At 52.0% G+C, this 16384-nt stretch carries 16 protein-coding genes; 12 read left to right on the plus strand and 4 right to left on the minus strand.

The window, feature by feature from the left end; all coding sequences use genetic code 11:
• Window positions 1-21: 21 nt before the first annotated feature.
• Both BZJ19_RS03080 and BZJ19_RS03085 read right to left on the minus strand, forming a co-directional pair.
• On the minus strand, window positions 22-1473 hold the full coding sequence (locus tag BZJ19_RS03080; RefSeq protein WP_077674577.1) for a dihydrolipoyl dehydrogenase: 1452 nt from the start codon (window positions 1471-1473) through the stop codon (window positions 22-24).
• Between the two features lie 52 nt (window positions 1474-1525).
• Complete coding sequence (locus BZJ19_RS03085) at window positions 1526-2257, minus strand: glutathione peroxidase (RefSeq protein ID WP_077455110.1); 732 nt, start codon at window positions 2255-2257, stop codon at window positions 1526-1528.
• Window positions 2258-2406: 149 nt separating this feature from the next.
• On the opposite strand from BZJ19_RS03085, the gene oxyR reads away from it, so the two are divergent.
• On the plus strand, window positions 2407-3339 hold the full coding sequence (oxyR, locus tag BZJ19_RS03090) for a DNA-binding transcriptional regulator OxyR (RefSeq protein WP_077674578.1): 933 nt from the start codon (window positions 2407-2409) through the stop codon (window positions 3337-3339).
• Between the two features lie 64 nt (window positions 3340-3403).
• Here the strand turns inward: oxyR and BZJ19_RS03095 are convergent, their stop codons facing one another.
• The gene (locus tag BZJ19_RS03095; protein ID WP_077674579.1) at window positions 3404-5896 is read right to left on the minus strand and encodes a penicillin-binding protein 1A; all 2493 of its coding nucleotides are present in this window, start codon (window positions 5894-5896) and stop codon (window positions 3404-3406) included.
• Window positions 5897-6039: 143 nt separating this feature from the next.
• Here BZJ19_RS03095 and pilM point away from each other — a divergent pair, with 143 nt between their 5' ends.
• The 9 genes from pilM to dam all read left to right on the plus strand — a co-directional run bounded on the left by pilM (window position 6040) and on the right by dam (window position 14638).
• Window positions 6040-6954: a pilus assembly protein PilM gene (pilM, locus tag BZJ19_RS03100; protein WP_077674580.1), complete on the plus strand. Its 915-nt coding sequence runs from the start codon at window positions 6040-6042 to the stop codon at window positions 6952-6954.
• Window positions 6945-7523, plus strand: coding sequence for a PilN domain-containing protein (locus BZJ19_RS03105; protein ID WP_077674581.1), 579 nt, complete (start codon window positions 6945-6947; stop codon window positions 7521-7523). The genes pilM and BZJ19_RS03105 overlap by 10 nt, the downstream gene beginning before the upstream one ends.
• Window positions 7520-8131, plus strand: a complete 612-nt coding sequence (locus BZJ19_RS03110; protein ID WP_077674582.1) for a type IV pilus inner membrane component PilO — start codon at window positions 7520-7522, stop codon at window positions 8129-8131. The genes BZJ19_RS03105 and BZJ19_RS03110 overlap by 4 nt, the downstream gene beginning before the upstream one ends.
• Window positions 8128-8640: a pilus assembly protein PilP gene (locus BZJ19_RS03115; RefSeq protein WP_077674583.1), complete on the plus strand. Its 513-nt coding sequence runs from the start codon at window positions 8128-8130 to the stop codon at window positions 8638-8640. Before BZJ19_RS03110 ends, BZJ19_RS03115 begins: the two co-directional genes overlap by 4 nt.
• A 13-nt stretch (window positions 8641-8653) precedes the next feature.
• Window positions 8654-10402 carry a type IV pilus secretin PilQ gene (locus BZJ19_RS03120; RefSeq protein WP_235608134.1) on the plus strand — a complete coding sequence of 583 codons (1749 nt, stop codon included), beginning with the start codon at window positions 8654-8656 and terminating at the stop codon, window positions 10400-10402.
• Window positions 10403-10547: 145 nt separating this feature from the next.
• Complete coding sequence (gene aroK / locus BZJ19_RS03125) at window positions 10548-11066, plus strand: shikimate kinase AroK (RefSeq protein ID WP_069589875.1); 519 nt, start codon at window positions 10548-10550, stop codon at window positions 11064-11066.
• Window positions 11067-11087: 21 nt separating this feature from the next.
• The gene (gene aroB, locus BZJ19_RS03130; protein WP_069589877.1) at window positions 11088-12167 is read left to right on the plus strand and encodes a 3-dehydroquinate synthase; all 1080 of its coding nucleotides are present in this window, start codon (window positions 11088-11090) and stop codon (window positions 12165-12167) included.
• Between the two features lie 11 nt (window positions 12168-12178).
• A complete protein-coding gene (locus BZJ19_RS03135) occupies window positions 12179-13744 on the plus strand; it encodes an AAA family ATPase (RefSeq protein ID WP_077674584.1) in 1566 nt (521 codons plus the stop codon).
• Window positions 13745-13816: 72 nt separating this feature from the next.
• Window positions 13817-14638, plus strand: a complete 822-nt coding sequence (gene dam / locus BZJ19_RS03140) for an adenine-specific DNA-methyltransferase (RefSeq protein ID WP_069589882.1) — start codon at window positions 13817-13819, stop codon at window positions 14636-14638.
• 13 nt (window positions 14639-14651) lie between these two features.
• On the opposite strand, the gene BZJ19_RS03145 is transcribed toward dam, so the two are convergent.
• Window positions 14652-14840, minus strand: a complete 189-nt coding sequence (locus BZJ19_RS03145; protein ID WP_069589884.1) for a DUF2970 domain-containing protein — start codon at window positions 14838-14840, stop codon at window positions 14652-14654.
• A 148-nt stretch (window positions 14841-14988) separates the two neighbouring features.
• Here BZJ19_RS03145 and rpe point away from each other — a divergent pair, with 148 nt between their 5' ends.
• Together rpe and BZJ19_RS03155 are read left to right on the plus strand one after the other, a co-directional pair.
• Entirely contained in the window at window positions 14989-15663 is a 675-nt protein-coding gene (gene rpe, locus BZJ19_RS03150) for a ribulose-phosphate 3-epimerase (RefSeq protein WP_069589885.1), read from the plus strand.
• A 5-nt stretch (window positions 15664-15668) separates the two neighbouring features.
• Window positions 15669-16349 (plus strand): phosphoglycolate phosphatase, encoded by a 681-nt coding sequence (locus tag BZJ19_RS03155; RefSeq protein WP_077674585.1) that lies wholly within the window; start codon window positions 15669-15671, stop codon window positions 16347-16349.
• Window positions 16350-16384 lie beyond the last annotated feature (35 nt).

Raw genomic sequence — 16384 nt, forward strand, 5'->3', positions numbered from 1 at the left:
GTCGGCGAAAAGGGCAGTGGGTTAGCAGCCTGGGCCGCAGTCCATGCAGTGTTTGATCATTTCAGGGCCGAGTTTGAGCTTGGCATTCACATCCCGCAATGCGGTACGTACCCCCTCCTCAATCACTGGGTGATAGAAGGGCATATCTAGCATTTGCGAAATGGTCATTTGATTTTGATGTGCCCATGCCAACAAGTGGGCCAAGTGCTCAGCGTTCGGACCAATCATTTCAGCGCCAAGAAAGCGGCCAGTCCCTTGCTCGGCATAAACGTGTAACAAGCCCATGTTGCGCAGCATCACCCGTGAGCGGCCTTGGTTTTCGAACGACACCACGCCGGTTTCAAAGCAGCCACAGGGGCCGAGACGGTCGGTAATCGCTTTGTAGCTTTCGCCGACCATTGCGATTTGTGGGTCGGAGAAAACCGCAGAGAGTTTGCTGCGGCGCAATCCGGCACGAATATCTTTGCCGCGTCCGGCGTTGTCACCGGCGATACGCGCTTGGTCAGCCGCTTCGTGCAGCAACGGAATTTGGTTACTGGCATCACCGGCAATAAAAATGTGCGGTGCCGTGGTTTGCAGGGTGTAACTATCGGCAACTGGCACGCCGCGGGCATCCACTTTGATGCTGGTCGCATCGAGGTTTAGCTTGTCGACATTGGGACGACGACCGGTGGCGGCAACCACATAGTCGACCCAGCGCAGTTGGCTCTCGCCCTCTTTATCACGATAACGGATTTGTACCTTATCGCCTTCACGCACCATCTCTTCCACCTTGGCATCGGCGTCGAGATAAAACTCCTCGCTAAAGGTTTTATCCGCATAGGCCATGATGTCCGGATCGGTCAGCGGGCCCACTTGGCCGCCGACGCCAAACATGGTCATCTCGACCCCGAGGCGATGCAGCGCTTGTCCTAGCTCAAGGCCAATCACGCCCGGGCCAAATACCGCAACTGAGTCAGGCAGATCGTCCCATTCGAAAATATCATCATTGACCACTAAACGATCACCAAGGTGATCCCAATCAGACGGCCAGCTTGGACGAGATCCTGTCGCGATCACGATACGATCAGCGTGGATGGTGGTGTGATCGTCAACCATTAAGGTGTGATCATCTACAAAGCGCGCATAGCCGTCAATTTTGTCTTGGGCGGGAATGTCATCGACACTTTCCAGTACAAAGCCGACAAAGCGGTCACGCTCGCGTTTCACCCGATCCATCACCTCACGGCCATTAATTTCCGTGGTGCCGCCGGGATACACACCGAAGCCGGGCGCTTTGTCGATATGATGCGCCGCTTCAGCCGCCGCAATTAACAGTTTGGAAGGCATGCAGCCAACCCGCGCGCACGTGGTGCCATAGGGGCCGCCTTCAATCATCACCACGTTATCCGTATGCGCTTTGGCTGCGCGATAAGCACCGAGTCCGGCGGTTCCGCCACCAATCACAGCCACATCAACCGTTAATGTTTTCATTGCTTTCTCCTGGGAAAATAACGGGCGGCAAGGAGGCCGCCCAAACAGCGGATTACTGATTCAGATAGGTATCGAGCTCTTCACTGCCACCGATATGACGGCCACCGATAAATACTTGTGGCACGGTGGCGCGACCGCTCACCGCGCGCAAAGAAACCGTGGTGGCGTCTTTACCGAGGATGATTTCTTCAAACTGAAGACCTGCGTCGATCAGGGCTTGTTTGGCCTTGGCACAGAATGGGCAGCCTGGCTTACTAAACACAGTGATCGAATCTTGCAGTTTGTGCTCAGGGGCGATGTAGCCCAGCATGGTGTCAGCATCAGAGACCTTGAACGGGTCGCCTGGCTCGTTGGGTTCGATAAACATTTTCTCGACCACGCCGTTTTTCACCAGCATGCTGTAGCGCCATGAGCGTTTGCCAAAGCCAAGATCGTTTTTGTCGACCAGCATTCCCATGCCATCAGTGAACTCGCCGTTACCATCAGGCAGGACATGAATGTTGTCAGCGTCTTGGTCGGCTTTCCATGCATTCATCACAAAGGTGTCGTTGACGGACACACAGACAATGTCATCAACGCCGTACTGTTGGAACACCGGGTATAGCTCGTTATAGCGCGGCAGGTGCGAGGATGAACAGGTCGGTGTAAACGCACCCGGCAGGCTGAATACAATCACGGTTTTATTGGCAAAAATGTCATCGGTGGTAACGTCTTTCCACTGGTCGCCTTCGCGAGTTCGGAAGGTAACTTGTGGTACTGGTTGGCCTTCTTTTGATGCAAACATGGTTTCCCCTTTTGATTTGGTCGTTAACTGTCGACGGCATGTGTCTGACTCGCCGTGTCTTGATGGATGTAGTATCGCGAAAGAAGATTGATAGCTCTAATCGCTTGATGCTATGGTTTTGATAGTTTTCTCCTATAGAAGAGACCGCAATGAATATTCGTGATTTGGAATACCTGGTGGCGCTGGCCGAACACCGCCACTTTCGCAAAGCGGCCGAAGCGTGTTTTGTTAGCCAACCCACCTTGAGCGGACAGATTCGTAAGCTGGAAGATGAGCTGGGCGTGAGTTTGTTAGAGCGCACCAGTCGTCGTGTGTTGTTCACGGATGCGGGTATGAGGTTAGTACAGCAGGCACGTAACGTATTGCGAGAAGTCACAATTTTGACCGAATTGGCCAGTGAACAAGGGGAAAGTATGACGGGCCCCCTACATATTGGCCTGATCCCGACTGTCGGCCCTTATCTGTTGCCGAAGATCATTCCCATGCTGCGCGACCGTTTTCCAGAGTTGGAGCTATTCATTCACGAAGGACAGACGCAGCAGTTAGTGCAGCAACTGGAAGAGGGCAAACTCGATTGCATCATCTTGGCTTCTGTGGAAGAAACCCAGCATTTGAAAGAGCTGCCATTGTATGAAGAGCCAATGTTATTAGCGGTCAGTGAGGCGCATAAGCTTGCGGGGTGTGCTGAAGTGGCGTTAGATGTCCTACAAGGGGAAACCTTGTTAATGCTGGGCGATGGTCATTGCTTACGTGACCAAGCGATGGGCTTTTGTTTTAAAGTGGGGGCGCGTGAAGATCAGCGTTTTCGTGCCACCAGTTTAGAAACACTCCGTAATATGGTCGCGGCGGGCAGTGGTATCACCTTACTCCCTCGCTTATCCGTCCCGGCACAGCGCCGTGATGGCGTGGCCTATATTCCCACCACGTCACCAACACCGACACGGCAGATCACCTTAGACTATCGCCCCGGTTCACCATTGCGAGGGCGCTATGAACAATTGGCTGAAGTGATCCGTGAGCATATGGTCTCGGTCATGGACACGCCGTTAAGTGCTGAGCCTGCCGCATTAAACGCAGGATAAAAAGAACCCCCAGTGCTGGATATCCAACACTGGGGGTCACTTCAATCGTCACGAACACTGTCGATTAAAACAAAGATTCGGTCTCTGTTTCATAGATGGTGCCGCTCGGCTGAGACGAGACGTATTCGGTTGGCTCTGTCCCTTTAATAAAGTACTCGAACATCGAGGTGTGGTCGGTTTTGCGGGTGAGCAAACCTGTTTCACGATCAATGCGTACCTTGACGATACCCGGTGGCACCACCTTGCTTTGTTCTGGCACATCCGCGAGCGCTTTTTGCATAAAGTCTATCCATGCGGGCCCAGCGGTTTTGGCGCCAGACTCGGCCCCACGAATCGGTTGCTGTTCGTCATTCAGGTTGCTGTTGCGGGTTGTGCGCCCTAATTCACGTGAGTGGTCATCAAAGCCGACCCATACCGTGGTGACGATACCCGGGCCATAACCTGTGTACCAAGTGTCTTTAGAGTCGTTGGTGGTCCCTGTTTTACCGCCAATATCCCGTCGTTTGAGCGCTTGCGCGCGCCAGCCAGTGCCATTCCAACCGGTGCCATAGCGCCAGTCGCCGCCGCCCCAAATATTGCTCTGCATCATTTCGCGCACCAAGAACGCATTTTGCTCGTCAATAACTTGTTTTGCGGGCTGTGGCGATTCTTCGCTGTTATCGGTCAGCAAATTCTGCTCGTTGAAGGGGTCAGCCTTCTCCATCGGCTTTTCGCAGTCATCGCAAATCACCGATGGGTTAGCACGATAAATTTCCTCACCGAAGGGCGTTTCTACCCGATCGATGATGAAAGGCTCCATAAAGTAGCCGCCATTGGCAAATACGCTAAACCCTTGCGCCATTTCAACCGGCGTTAAGCTGCCTGCGCCGAGTGCAATGGCTTCGGCGCGAGGAAGATCATCACGTTTAAAGCCAAAGCGAGTCAGATAATCTAGAGTATCGTCCAACCCAACACGACGCAGGACACGCACGGCCATCACGTTTTTCGATTGTGCCAACCCAAGGCGAGCACGCAGTGGCCCTTCATAACGTGGCGGCGAGTTTTTCGGACGCCACGCCACGCCTTGACTGCGATCCCAGCGGTTGATGGGGGCGTCATTGATCAAGGTGGCGAGGGTCATGCCTTCATGGATGGCCGCCGAATAGATAAAGGGTTTGATGCTCGAACCCACTTGGCGCACCGATTGGGTGGCACGATTAAATTTGCTATGCACAAAGTTAAATCCACCCACTAAGGCTTTGATAGCCCCCGTGGTAGGCGACATGGATACCAAGGCGGTATTAGCATTAGGCACTTGTGCCAAGTGCCATTGATCGGCAACGCGACGAATCCACACCTGCTCACCACTTTGTAAAATATCACTGGCGTGTTTGGGCGCGGGGCCTTGACGATTATCGGTAATGTAAGGGCGCGCCCAGTCCATCCCCGCCCAATCGAGTGTAATTTCTTGGCCATTAGGACCAATCACTAAGGCGGATTGGTCACTCACTTCGGTCACGATGGCAGGCTCTAGTGGACCATAGCTAGGCTGCTTGGCAAGATAATCGACAATACGCTGGTGTTGCCAGCGGTCGCTTGCGGCTTGCCATAAGGTCGCGACTGGACCGCGGAAGCCGTGGCGACGATCGTAAGCTAGGATGTTATCCATCGCCGCATCATCGGCCGCGCGTTGCATATCGGAGTCGACACTGGTGTATATGCGAATGCCCGATGTGTAAGCATCGTCGCCAAAGTGTTCTACCGCCCATGCACGCGCCATTTCTGCGACATAAGGGGCATCGAGCTCAATTTCAGCGCCGTGATAACGCGCGACAATCGGCTCATTCTTCGCTTGGCTATACTCGGCTTGCGAAATGTAGCCTTCTTTAAGCATGCGAGCTAGCACCACGTTACGGCGTTCAGTAGCACGAGACAAGGAGTACAACGGGTTCATGGTGGATGGCGCTTTAGGGAGGCCGACAATCACCGCCATTTCACTTAAGGTCAGCTCGTCTAATGTCTTACCAAAGTACACTTGGGCGGCGGCACCGACGCCATAGGCGCGGTAGCCGAGAAAAACCTTGTTAAAGTACAGCTCAAGGATTTCGTCCTTATTCAGCAATTGCTCGATATGCACCGCGATAAAAATCTCTTTTATCTTGCGCATAATGCGTTTTTCGTTAGAAAGGAAGAAATTTCGCGCCAACTGTTGGGTAATGGTACTGGCCCCTTGCTTCGCACTGCCTGACATGGCTACCACCACCGCGGCCCGAACGATACCAATTGGGTCGATCCCCGGGTGTTGATAGAAGCGACTGTCTTCAGTGGCGATCAGCGCATCAATCATTTGCGGTGGGATGTCTTCCAGCTTAACGGGAATACGTCGCTTCTCACCAAATTGGGAGATCAGCTTGCCGTCAGCACTGTATACCTGCATTGGGGTTTGTAGCTCGACATCTTTCAGTGTCGCCACATCGGGGAGGTCTGGTTTTACGTACAGGTAAAACCCGAAAATTGTAGTGACTCCCAGCACTGTGCAAACCAGTGCAAAGATAAGCAGACGCTTTATGAACTTCACCTGAGATTTCCCGTTCTGTTGCAATTGAGCCGTTCAACAACCATACGTCAGTAGTATAAAGGCACCAGCAAGAAAAATAACCCGCCGTGAAGGGCAGTTTTCTAAATGCTGACCTCACGCTGACGTTGGGAGCCTAACACGAAATGGTTCGAAATTCGGTAGTTTTAGGTATCGATATTGGCCGAGATACCATTCACGCCATTGCGGTTCGTGCACATCGACAAGGCATTCAGGTCGCAGGGCATCATGAGGTGCACTATCGCGCGACTGACGATCTTTTCACCCCGATGACCGAGATAAAAAAACGATTACTCGCATGTTTACCTTGGTATCAGCGCTTGCGCGTTCCTGTGGTGGTGGGTGTGGATGAAGATGCTGTGATCACCAAGCAAATTACGGCACCGCTTATTGACGATGAGATTGAGCAAGAAGCCTTGATTGGCCAAAAGCTGAGTGCTGCCCTCAATATGGATATCGCTACCTTGTATTACGATTTTGAGGTCATGAGCGGTATTTCCGTTCAGCCGGGACAAGCCTGTTATCAAGTAGTGGCGTGTCGGCGTCATGCGCTCACTCCAGCCCTAGATGCGCTCAAGCATGTCGGTTTATCGCCCTCGGTGGCAGACATTAACAGCCAAGCGTTAGTCGGGGTCTATCAAGCGATTCGACCTGTTGCGCAGGCTAATCACTGGCCGCTGTGGCTGCATTATCACGGTGGCTTGATCACCGCGATTCGTCTTTATCCGGATGGTCAGGTTTACCAGCATCGCAGCCGTTTGGGGGAGGGAGAGCGCTACGAAAACCGTGAGTTAGCTACCAACACCTTGGTGCAGCAGCACTTTGATCAGGCTTGTCATCGTGCGCGTGAGCATAATCGACTCTTACCACTGAGCACGGTTTGGATCAGCGGCGTCTGGCCTACCACACTGACGTCTGAGCATCTTGCCATCACACGCTTAAATCCAGTGGCGATGTTGGATCAAACTGCTCCCACCATCAGTGACGAGGCCAGTATTGCGTTGGGATTAGCGCTGCGTGGAGGGTATTCATGCGTATAAATCTACTCCCTTGGCGGGAAAAAGCGCGCCGTGCTCAGCGTAACACCTTTATGGTTCACACTGGTTTGGTGGTGCTGGGCGTGGTGCTGGTGGTTAGTGCCGTGAACGCGGTCCAGCAGCACTGGCTGACTGAGCAACAGGCACGTAATCAACGCTTAACCGCCGGGGTGAACGATTTTCGTGCCACCTTACAGGCTTTTAAGCGCGAAGATAAAAAGCGTGCTGCGCTGCAATCGCGCTTACAACTGGTCAACGCATTACAGCAACAGCGCAATAATGTCACCGCATTACTGAATTTCATTCCAACCGTGATGCCTGAAGGGGCGTATTTGAGTCGTGTGGCGCAGCAACACGGACGTGTCACGGTCGAAGGCTGGGTAACATCTAATGCGGAGATGGCAAGCTTGTTGGCAGCGTTAGAGCAAAGTGCATTAGCCACCGAGGTTGATATTGACACTGTGATCACCGAATCCGGATCGCAACGCGCCAACAAACGCTTCACGTTAAGCTTTCGCTTGACCGACTACGTCACACCGCAGCTACCGAAGCCCAAAGGAGTGCAGTCATGATCGCACCCTCTGAGTGGGATTGGCAAAAACTCCCCAGTGCGCCACTCGCCACCCGCGCTATCGTTTGGGCGGTGGTCGCGTTCGCGCTACTCGTTCTCGCAGCTTTGCTGATTTGGCTACCCAACCAAGAGGCGCTGAAGGCAGCGACACAGCGCGAAGCACAACTTAAAGCCGAGTATCGATTGTTGGCCAATCGTGTGGCGGCTCTGCCCGATGTGGAGGCACAAATGCGCGCGTTAAATCAGCAATATGCCACTTTGATTGCCCAATTGCCGGAAGAAGAAGAGCTTTCGGGATTACTCGCTGGGGTCAATGAAGTTGGGATCCGTCATCAGTTGCGCTTCAAAACACTGAAATGGCAACCAAGAAAGCATGGCAGCTGGCTCGATGCTATTCCGATGACGGTTGTGCTGAGCGGTGATTATGCCTCTATCGGTGCATTCAGCGCGGATATTGCTGCCATGACGCGCTTGGTGTCGCTGCAAGATTTTGTCTTAACCCGTACTGAAACCGATGACATTCATGCGCCCTTGCTGCTGTCTGTGTCTGCGACCACATATCGTTATACCGGTGAACGCATTGCCACCGACAAGGAGGCCTTACAGTGAAGCGTCTTTTGGTGTTGTTATTTGGGTTGAGTTTGGTCGGCTGTGATAGATACCACAGTGATATCGAACGCTTTATGCAACAAACCCAAGCCAGTGCGCAAGTCACGGCGACCCGCATTCCCCCTCCGCCAAGTTACCAATCGATAGCCTTTGTCGCTGATCAGCGGGATCCCTTTGTGCTGCCAGCCATCAATACAGGTGGACAGGCTTCAACGGGTGACTGTTGGCAGCCCAATTTACAACGGCCTTTAGAGCCACTTGAGCAATTTCCACTGGCAAGCCTTGCCATGAAAGGCAGCTTAACCAAAGGCGCAGAGCAACAAGCCTTAATTGCACGTCCTGATGGCACCATCACTCAAGTCAGTGAAGGTGCGCATTTAGGCGAGAACCGTGGCCGTGTAGTGGCCGTGAATGCACACCAGGTCGCCATTGAAGAAGCCCTGCCGGATGGCTTGGGGTGTTGGCAGCTTCGCACTGTTACCTTGTCGATGGAATCAACTTTGCCGTAGTTAGGATACCAATATGATGATACGCCCTTACCTTTCCCGCACGTTCTCGCAAAGCGTTCGCCCAGTCTGGTTCATACTGCTGGTACTGATGTTCAGCCTAGGTTCAGTGCAGGTTGCCGCAAAAAGTATGCTGACTGATATTGCAGTGAAGCGTTTAGATAATGGTGATGCTCAGGTCTCGCTGACGTTTTCCGATGCCGCGGTAACGGCTGACTTTCGTCAACCCATCCCTCAGCAAGTCACGTTACGCCTACCGAACGTGCAGCTTAAACAKGCATTACTTGCGGTTCTCGATACTCGCAGTCGTCAGACACCCGTGACTGAGATTGAAACCTTTCAGGCCCCTGAGAGTGCTCGCATCGTACTGCGTGCTGAGCAGGCTGTGGATTTTGATTATCAGCAGCAAGGAAAGGTGTTGACCATTCGCGTCTCTGCGGCAAAAAAAGCGCCTTCTGCGACGGCCTTAGCGCAAAAAGGGGCGGCGATCTCGATTAACTTCCAAGACATTCCGGTTCGTACCGTGTTGCAGCTGATTGCTGAGCAGAATGATTTTAACCTTGTGACTTCGGACTCGGTGCAAGGCAATATCACCATGCGCATTGATGGTGTGCCTTGGCAAGATGTATTGGATGTGATTTTGCGTGTTAAGGGACTGGATAAGCGCCAACGGGGACAAGTGATGCTCGTTGCCCCGAGCGTTGAGCTGATGGCACAAGAAAAGCAAGCACTCGAAATGCGTCAGCAGGCCGATGCCTTACTGCCTCTGACCTCAGAAGTCCTCACGGTGAACTATGCCAAAGCCAGTGATATCGCCGCACTGATTAAAGGTCAAGGCGAAGGGGTCAGCTTACTGTCTCCTCGCGGGGCGGTTTCCTTGGATGAGCGAACCAATGCATTGATCATTAAGGATAATCAAAAGAATCTAGCCCGCATTCGCACCTTGGTCCGCCACTTGGATGTGCCGGTGAAGCAAGTTGAAATTGAGGCGCGGATTGTCACGGTTGAAGAGGGGTCTGTCGATGAGCTGGGGGTGCGCTGGGGGATTTTAAATCGCAACGGCTCAACCAGTATCGGCTCTTCGATAGAAAGTAACCTGATGTGGGACCGTAACATGTACAATTCCGATGATGAGGCATTAACCGGATCGGGCAATGATTCTCTGCCGGTGGACAATTTTTTGAATGTGAATTTGGCCGCCTCCAACCCTGCCGCGTCAAGTCTGGCCCTGCAAGTGGCTAAATTGGGCAGTGATTTATTGCTCGATCTCGAGTTATCGGCGCTGGAAAGCGAAAACAAAGCAGAAATTGTATCGAGCCCGCGCTTAATCACCACCAATAAAAAAGCGGCGTATATTGAACAGGGTACAGAGTTACCTTATCTCGAAGCCTCCTCCAGCGGTGCCGTGGCGGTATCGTTTAAAAAAGCGGTACTCAGCCTTACCGTGACGCCCCAAATTACCCCAGATAACGAGTTAGTGCTGGATTTGAAAGTCACTCAAGATATGCCGGAGAAGTCGGTGGTGGCAGGCAAAGGGGAGGCCATGTCGATCAGCACCAAGCGCATTAATACGCAGGTATTGGCGCGAAATGGTGAAACGGTCGTGCTGGGAGGGATCTTCCAACACACCATGATTAACAAAGAAACCAAGGTGCCATTACTCGGAGATATTCCGCTGTTTGGAAATCTGTTCAAACACCGTCTGAAAGATCATGCAAAACGCGAGCTTCTGATCTTTGTGACCCCTAAAATCGTCACAGGGTAGGTTAGGTGTTGCCAAAGGGGCCACTGTCCTGAGATAATTTTTAGTCTGATCACGAATTATCTGTGAGGAATTGGCGCCTCGGGCTTTTCTACATCAAGCCTGCGGGCGGTGTTGTTTTATTTAACCGCGCGTAAAATTGCTTAAAATGGCTGAAAAACGAAATATCTTTTTGGTAGGCCCTATGGGGGCTGGTAAAAGCACAATTGGTCGTCATCTCGCTCAACAACTTCACATGGAATTTTATGATTCTGACTCAGTGATTGAAGATCGAACTGGAGCAGACATTGCATGGGTGTTCGACGTTGAGGGAGAAGAAGGTTTTCGTCAACGTGAAGAGAACGTGATTAACGACCTGACTGAGAAGCAAGGTATCGTGCTAGCGACCGGCGGCGGCTCTATCATGAGTAAAGAAAGCCGTAACCGTCTCTCTGCTCGTGGTGTAGTGGTGTACTTAGAAACCACTATCGAGAAGCAGCTGGCGCGTACACAACGCGATAAAAAACGTCCTTTGCTTCAAACCGATCAACCCCGTGAAGTGTTGGAATCACTCGCGCAAGAGCGCAACCCACTTTATGAAGAAATTGCTGATTATGTGGTGCGTACTGATGATCAAAGCGCCAAAGTGGTCGCGAATCAAATCATCGAGTTGTTAGAGCAGCACTAATCCCAGACACAGGACCCGACCATGGAACGGATAGATGTTCAGTTAGGGGCGCGTAGCTACCCTATCTCTATCGGCGAAGGGCTGCTGGCAGATGCCAGCTTGTTTGAAAACGTACGTTCGCGTCGGGTTGCTGTGATAAGCAACGAGACAGTGATGCCATTATATGGCGAGAAGCTGGTCTCGACGCTTAAGCAGGCAGGGGCACAAGATGTCGCCTGCCTTAGCTTACCCGACGGTGAAGCGTACAAATCGCTAGAAACCTTCAATACTATCAACACCTTCCTACTTGAAAATAACTACAATCGCGATGTGGTGCTGGTGGCACTGGGTGGTGGTGTGATTGGTGATATCGTTGGCTTTGCCAGCGCTTGTTATCAACGCGGGGTAGATTTTATTCAAGTTCCCACCACCTTATTGGCGCAGGTTGACTCGTCGGTTGGCGGGAAAACGGCCATCAATCATCCTTTGGGTAAAAATATGATTGGTGCGTTTTACCAACCCAAAGCGGTGGTGATTGACACTCAGGTACTCAGCACTCTCCCAGATCGAGAGTTTGCGGCGGGAATGGCTGAGGTAATCAAATACGGCATTATCGCCGACGCGCCCTTTTTTGACTGGCTCGATAGCGAAATGGCGGCCTTGACCGCCTTGTCACCCGACGCGTTAAGTTATGCGATTCGTCGCTGCTGTCAAATCAAGGCTGATGTGGTCGCGCAAGATGAAACCGAAGCCGGTGTACGTGCTCTGCTTAATCTGGGCCACACCTTTGGCCATGCGATCGAAGCGGAGATGGGCTATGGCAACTGGTTACATGGTGAAGCGGTTGCAACGGGCACCGTGCTTGCTGCCCACACGGCACAGCGTCATGGTTTGCTGGACGAACAAAGTGTGTCCCGCATCACTGCCTTGCTCGAAAAAGCGCAGCTTCCCGTGCACGTCCCTGCCCAGATGAACTACGATGCTTTTATTAAGCACATGATGCGTGATAAAAAAGTGCTTTCAGGACAGTTGCGTTTGGTACTGCCAACAGCGATCGGCCAAGCGCAAGTGGTTGCAGATGTTCCACATCAGCTATTAGCCGATGTGATTGATGCCGGTTAACCATTGAATGCATGACAAACACCTTTGATACCTTGGCCTTGGAGCTGGAAAGCCAAACCCAGCTCTTATCACGCCTGCAGTTTCTTACCCGCTTTAGCTCTAACCTTATCCAGGTCACCGGTCCGACTGGCGCGGGTAAAACCTGGCTCAGTGAGCGCTATATGGAGCAATGGGCCGACGCGTCGGTCCACTCCTTATTGGTGTGTCACACGGCACAAAATGATGCACAACGCCGTGCTATTTTGCTTCGTCAAATTGTCAAAGATGGCGTATTTAATGAGGCCGACCCGCTAGTCGATAGCCTGACGATGATGCTCGGCGACAGTGGGTGCGATGCATTAATTGTCATTGATGATGCCCACCGTCTTAGCCCGAATTTATTGTCTGAACTTTGGGCACTGGTTTTACAGGCACAAAACCAAGATCATTGGCGCATCAATGTGGTGCTTTTTGCGTTGCCCGGAGAGTTGAACAAGTGGCTTCGTCAGGTGTCATATGGCCAAGGCCAAAAGCCGTTAGAGTTAGAAGTCTCGCCCTTAAATGAGGGGGAGGAAGAAATGTTTATCGATGTGTTGGCGGTGACCCGACGCATTGATGCGACCAAGAAAAAACAATGGCTGGCCAAGTTGGCCAATCAAACCCTCTATCCGGGCATGATCATGGGCAAGGACAATCAGGAGACAGGCACAGTGAGTGACGAGAAGAAAAAGCCCTCGCGTAATAAACCCTTTACCATGCTGGTATTGGCCGTGGTGCTCATGGTCGTGGGTGCTGGTGTGATTTGGTGGTACTTCCCGAGCCAAAGTGATGATCAGTCCTCGGGCATGGTATTGCCAGAAGGGTTAAAGAATCTTGATGACTTACTCCGCGAACAGCAGGGCGAGCCAGAGAGCGCCGTGACTGCTGGCCAAAGCACCGAGAAAGGCATGGACCAAAACCCAGCCAGTACTTCAAACCGCACCAGCCAGTCAGGCTCGGTGACTGAAGATACAGTCTCATTGCCAGAAGAGGTTAATGGCGAAGGCTTGACGGTTGGCCGCGGAGATGAAGGCAAACGCGTTGTCGTGCCTGATGACGTGGTCGATGCCATGATTGAAGAGCAGGATGCGGGTGGTGATGGTACTGAGGCCGTTGACGAACCCTTGATCCCTGAGCTGGCACAAACACCGCCCACACCGGCGGCACCAGACAGCCGTCCAGAGCCTGCTGCTCCTCGCCAAACAGCGCAACCGGAAGCTGCATCTCAGCCAGCGTCCGCGAACCAGACCTTGCCGTTAGATGCCCAAGCTCTACTGGCGGTGCCTGCACAGCGCTATGCGTTACAGCTGGCCGCCTTACAATCGCGCCAAGATGCGGTTGATCTGATTGCGAACTATCAACTGGAGGGGCGTGTTCAGGTTTATCAAACTCGCCGTAATGGTGGCACTTGGTACATGGTATTGCTGGGCGATTATGAGAGTGTCACCGCGGCGCGTCGCGCAGAACTCACGCTGGCCGACAATGTCCGTGCGCTGCAGCCATTCGTGAAATCATTTAGCCAAATTCACCGTGAAATCAATCGTGCTAATGGGCAGTAAAATCCGCTGATTGATGAAACAAAATAAGGTACAATCCGCCCCCTTTCATATCGCGGAGAATGACAAGGGGCAATGAAAAAGCATCGCGCGTTTCTAAAGTGGGCTGGCGGGAAGTATTCGCTGGTCGATGATATTCGCCGTCATCTTCCCGAAGGGGACACGCTGATCGAGCCTTTTGTCGGCGCAGGGTCGGTGTTTTTAAACACCGACTACGACCGCTATATCTTGGCTGATATTAATCCCGACTTGATTAATCTCTATAACATTATCAAACAAACCCCAGCACGGTTTGTCGATGATGCACGCGCCTTTTTCTGTCAAGACTACAATCAAAAAGCGCAATATTTGCAAGTGCGGGAAGACTTTAATGCCACGCAAGATCCGTATCTTCGCTCGCTCTATTTCTTGTACATGAATCGTCACGGCTTCAATGGCCTGTGCCGTTACAACAAAAAAGGTGGATTTAATGTTCCCTTTGGGTCTTACAAGAAACCGTACTTCCCTGAAAAAGAGCTGTTCTTTTTTGCAGAAAAAGCACAACGGGCAGAGTTTGTGTGTGAAGGGTATGCGGAAAGTTTTGCCCGCGCGAAGCTGGGCGACGTGGTGTATTGCGATCCTCCTTATGCGCCTTTAACCGCGACAGCGAATTTTACCACTTATGCCACCAACGGCTTTACGCTGGATGATCAAGCGTTATTGGCAGAGCATGCAGAGCAGGCAGCGATGGCGGGTGGGATCCCGGTTCTTATTTCAAACCACGACACCCCTTATACCCGCCGTTTATATCGTGGTGCGACCTTCAACGTGGTACGAGTCAAACGTACCATTAGCCGTAATGGGAATGGGCGTAATAAAGTGGATGAGCTGTTGGCACTGTTTGCGCCTCAACCCTAACTGGAAAGCGGCATTAGGTAATCATGCCGACAATGGCAAGCAAGGTCGCGACAAATACACCAATCATCACCACGCCTATCACGATGTACGCAGCAGGTGAGTCTTGAGCAAAATCGCGTTGACGGTTTTGCTCGGACTGCACACCAAAAAGCGCGGCAATCACACTTTTGATGACGTCCCAAACGCCTAATTTTGTTGTCATGATGCCTCCTTTTTTGTCGCTCTTATCCAACCCTAGTTGGCGGTATGTATTTTGTCAGCTGTTCAGGTAGAAAAGCGGGATCGAATAAGACAGCGCGAGCGAGATCGGGTAGAATTGCGGCGACTTTTTGGCAAGTGAGGCGACAACTATGACGGATTTTTTGATCGCGCCATCGATTTTATCAGCAGATTTTGCGCGCTTGGGCGAGGATGTAGAAAAGGTACTCGCCGCGGGTGCAGATGTGATCCACTTTGATGTAATGGATAACCATTACGTGCCTAATCTCACCTTTGGCGCGCCGATTTGTCAGGCGCTGCGCGATTACGGCATTACCGCCCCGATTGACGTGCACCTCATGGTTAAGCCGGTTGACCGCATTATTCCCGACTTCGCCAAAGCTGGCGCCGATATGATAACCTTCCATGCTGAAGCCAGTGACCATATCGATCGCACCTTACAATTGATTAAAGATCACGGCATGAAAGCCGGGCTGGTATTTAATCCCGCCACACCACTGCATTATCTTGATTACGTGATGGACAAACTCGACATGATTTTGTTGATGTCCGTGAATCCCGGTTTTGGTGGCCAATCGTTTATTCCAAGCACCTTGGATAAACTGCGTGACGTGCGCGCACGTATTGATGCCAGCGGTCGAGACATCCGACTGGAAATTGATGGCGGTGTGAAAGCTGACAATATCGCCGAGATTGCCCAAGCAGGGGCAGATATGTTTGTTGCCGGTTCTGCGATTTTTGGGCAACCCGACTATAAAGCGGCCATTGATGAGATGCGAACCGCGCTTGCAACTGTAAATAGGTAAGTAGTATGAGCCTTCGTTATATTGCCTTCGACCTCGATGGTACCTTGGTCGACAGCGTACCGGACTTAACTCAAGCGTTACAGATGATGCTGGCTGACTTGGACATGCCCACCGTGACGGTGGAACAAGTTACAGGTTGGATTGGTAACGGTGCCGATATTATGATCCGTCGTGCGCTGTCGCGTCGTCATGATTTTGCCACTGACTTGGATGCCGATTTGGTCGCTCGTGCCCGCGAGCGTTTTAACTTCCACTACGACAATAACGGCCATGAAAAAACCGTGCTGTATCCGGGCGTGAAAGACACCTTGGTCGCGCTGCATCAGCAAGGTTATCAACTGGGTGTCGTGACAAACAAACCCGTGGCATTTGTGCCCGCCATCCTAGAAGATTTAGGATTAGCCACCTTGTTTACCGATGTGTTGGGAGGCGATAGCCTACCGACCAACAAGCCAAACCCAGAAGGGTTGCACCATTTGCGAGACAAGCATGGCTTAACCAATGCACAAATGTTGATGGTCGGTGATTCAAAAAATGACATTTTGGCAGCCCAGAATGCGGGCATCGCTTCTGTCGGGTTAACCTATGGCTACAACTACGGTGAACCGATTAGCGATAGCCGTCCTGACTATGTGCTGGATTCATTCAGTGAGCTACAAGCCGTGGTCGCCAGCCACCAAGCATAACGATTATATAGCAACATAACTACCGCCCGGTTGGG

This window comes from Salinivibrio proteolyticus, from assembly GCF_001996165.1.
Taxonomy (GTDB): Bacteria; Pseudomonadota; Gammaproteobacteria; order Enterobacterales; family Vibrionaceae; genus Salinivibrio; species Salinivibrio proteolyticus.

Bases quoted from the DNA above. Each gene is read 5' to 3' on its own strand.
- BZJ19_RS03080 (WP_077674577.1), bottom strand. From the start codon at position 1,473: ATGAAAACATTAACGGTTGATGTGGCTGTGATTGGTGGCGGAACCGCC.
- BZJ19_RS03085 (WP_077455110.1), bottom strand. From the start codon at position 2,257: ATGTTTGCATCAAAAGAAGGCCAACCAGTACCACAAGTTACCTTCCGA.
- oxyR (WP_077674578.1), top strand. From the start codon at position 2,407: ATGAATATTCGTGATTTGGAATACCTGGTGGCGCTGGCCGAACACCGC.
- pilM (WP_077674580.1), top strand. From the start codon at position 6,040: ATGGTTCGAAATTCGGTAGTTTTAGGTATCGATATTGGCCGAGATACC.
- BZJ19_RS03105 (WP_077674581.1), top strand. From the start codon at position 6,945: ATGCGTATAAATCTACTCCCTTGGCGGGAAAAAGCGCGCCGTGCTCAG.
- BZJ19_RS03110 (WP_077674582.1), top strand. From the start codon at position 7,520: ATGATCGCACCCTCTGAGTGGGATTGGCAAAAACTCCCCAGTGCGCCA.
- aroK (WP_069589875.1), top strand. From the start codon at position 10,548: ATGGCTGAAAAACGAAATATCTTTTTGGTAGGCCCTATGGGGGCTGGT.
- aroB (WP_069589877.1), top strand. From the start codon at position 11,088: ATGGAACGGATAGATGTTCAGTTAGGGGCGCGTAGCTACCCTATCTCT.
- BZJ19_RS03135 (WP_077674584.1), top strand. From the start codon at position 12,179: ATGACAAACACCTTTGATACCTTGGCCTTGGAGCTGGAAAGCCAAACC.
- dam (WP_069589882.1), top strand. From the start codon at position 13,817: ATGAAAAAGCATCGCGCGTTTCTAAAGTGGGCTGGCGGGAAGTATTCG.
- BZJ19_RS03145 (WP_069589884.1), bottom strand. From the start codon at position 14,840: ATGACAACAAAATTAGGCGTTTGGGACGTCATCAAAAGTGTGATTGCC.
- rpe (WP_069589885.1), top strand. From the start codon at position 14,989: ATGACGGATTTTTTGATCGCGCCATCGATTTTATCAGCAGATTTTGCG.
- BZJ19_RS03155 (WP_077674585.1), top strand. From the start codon at position 15,669: ATGAGCCTTCGTTATATTGCCTTCGACCTCGATGGTACCTTGGTCGAC.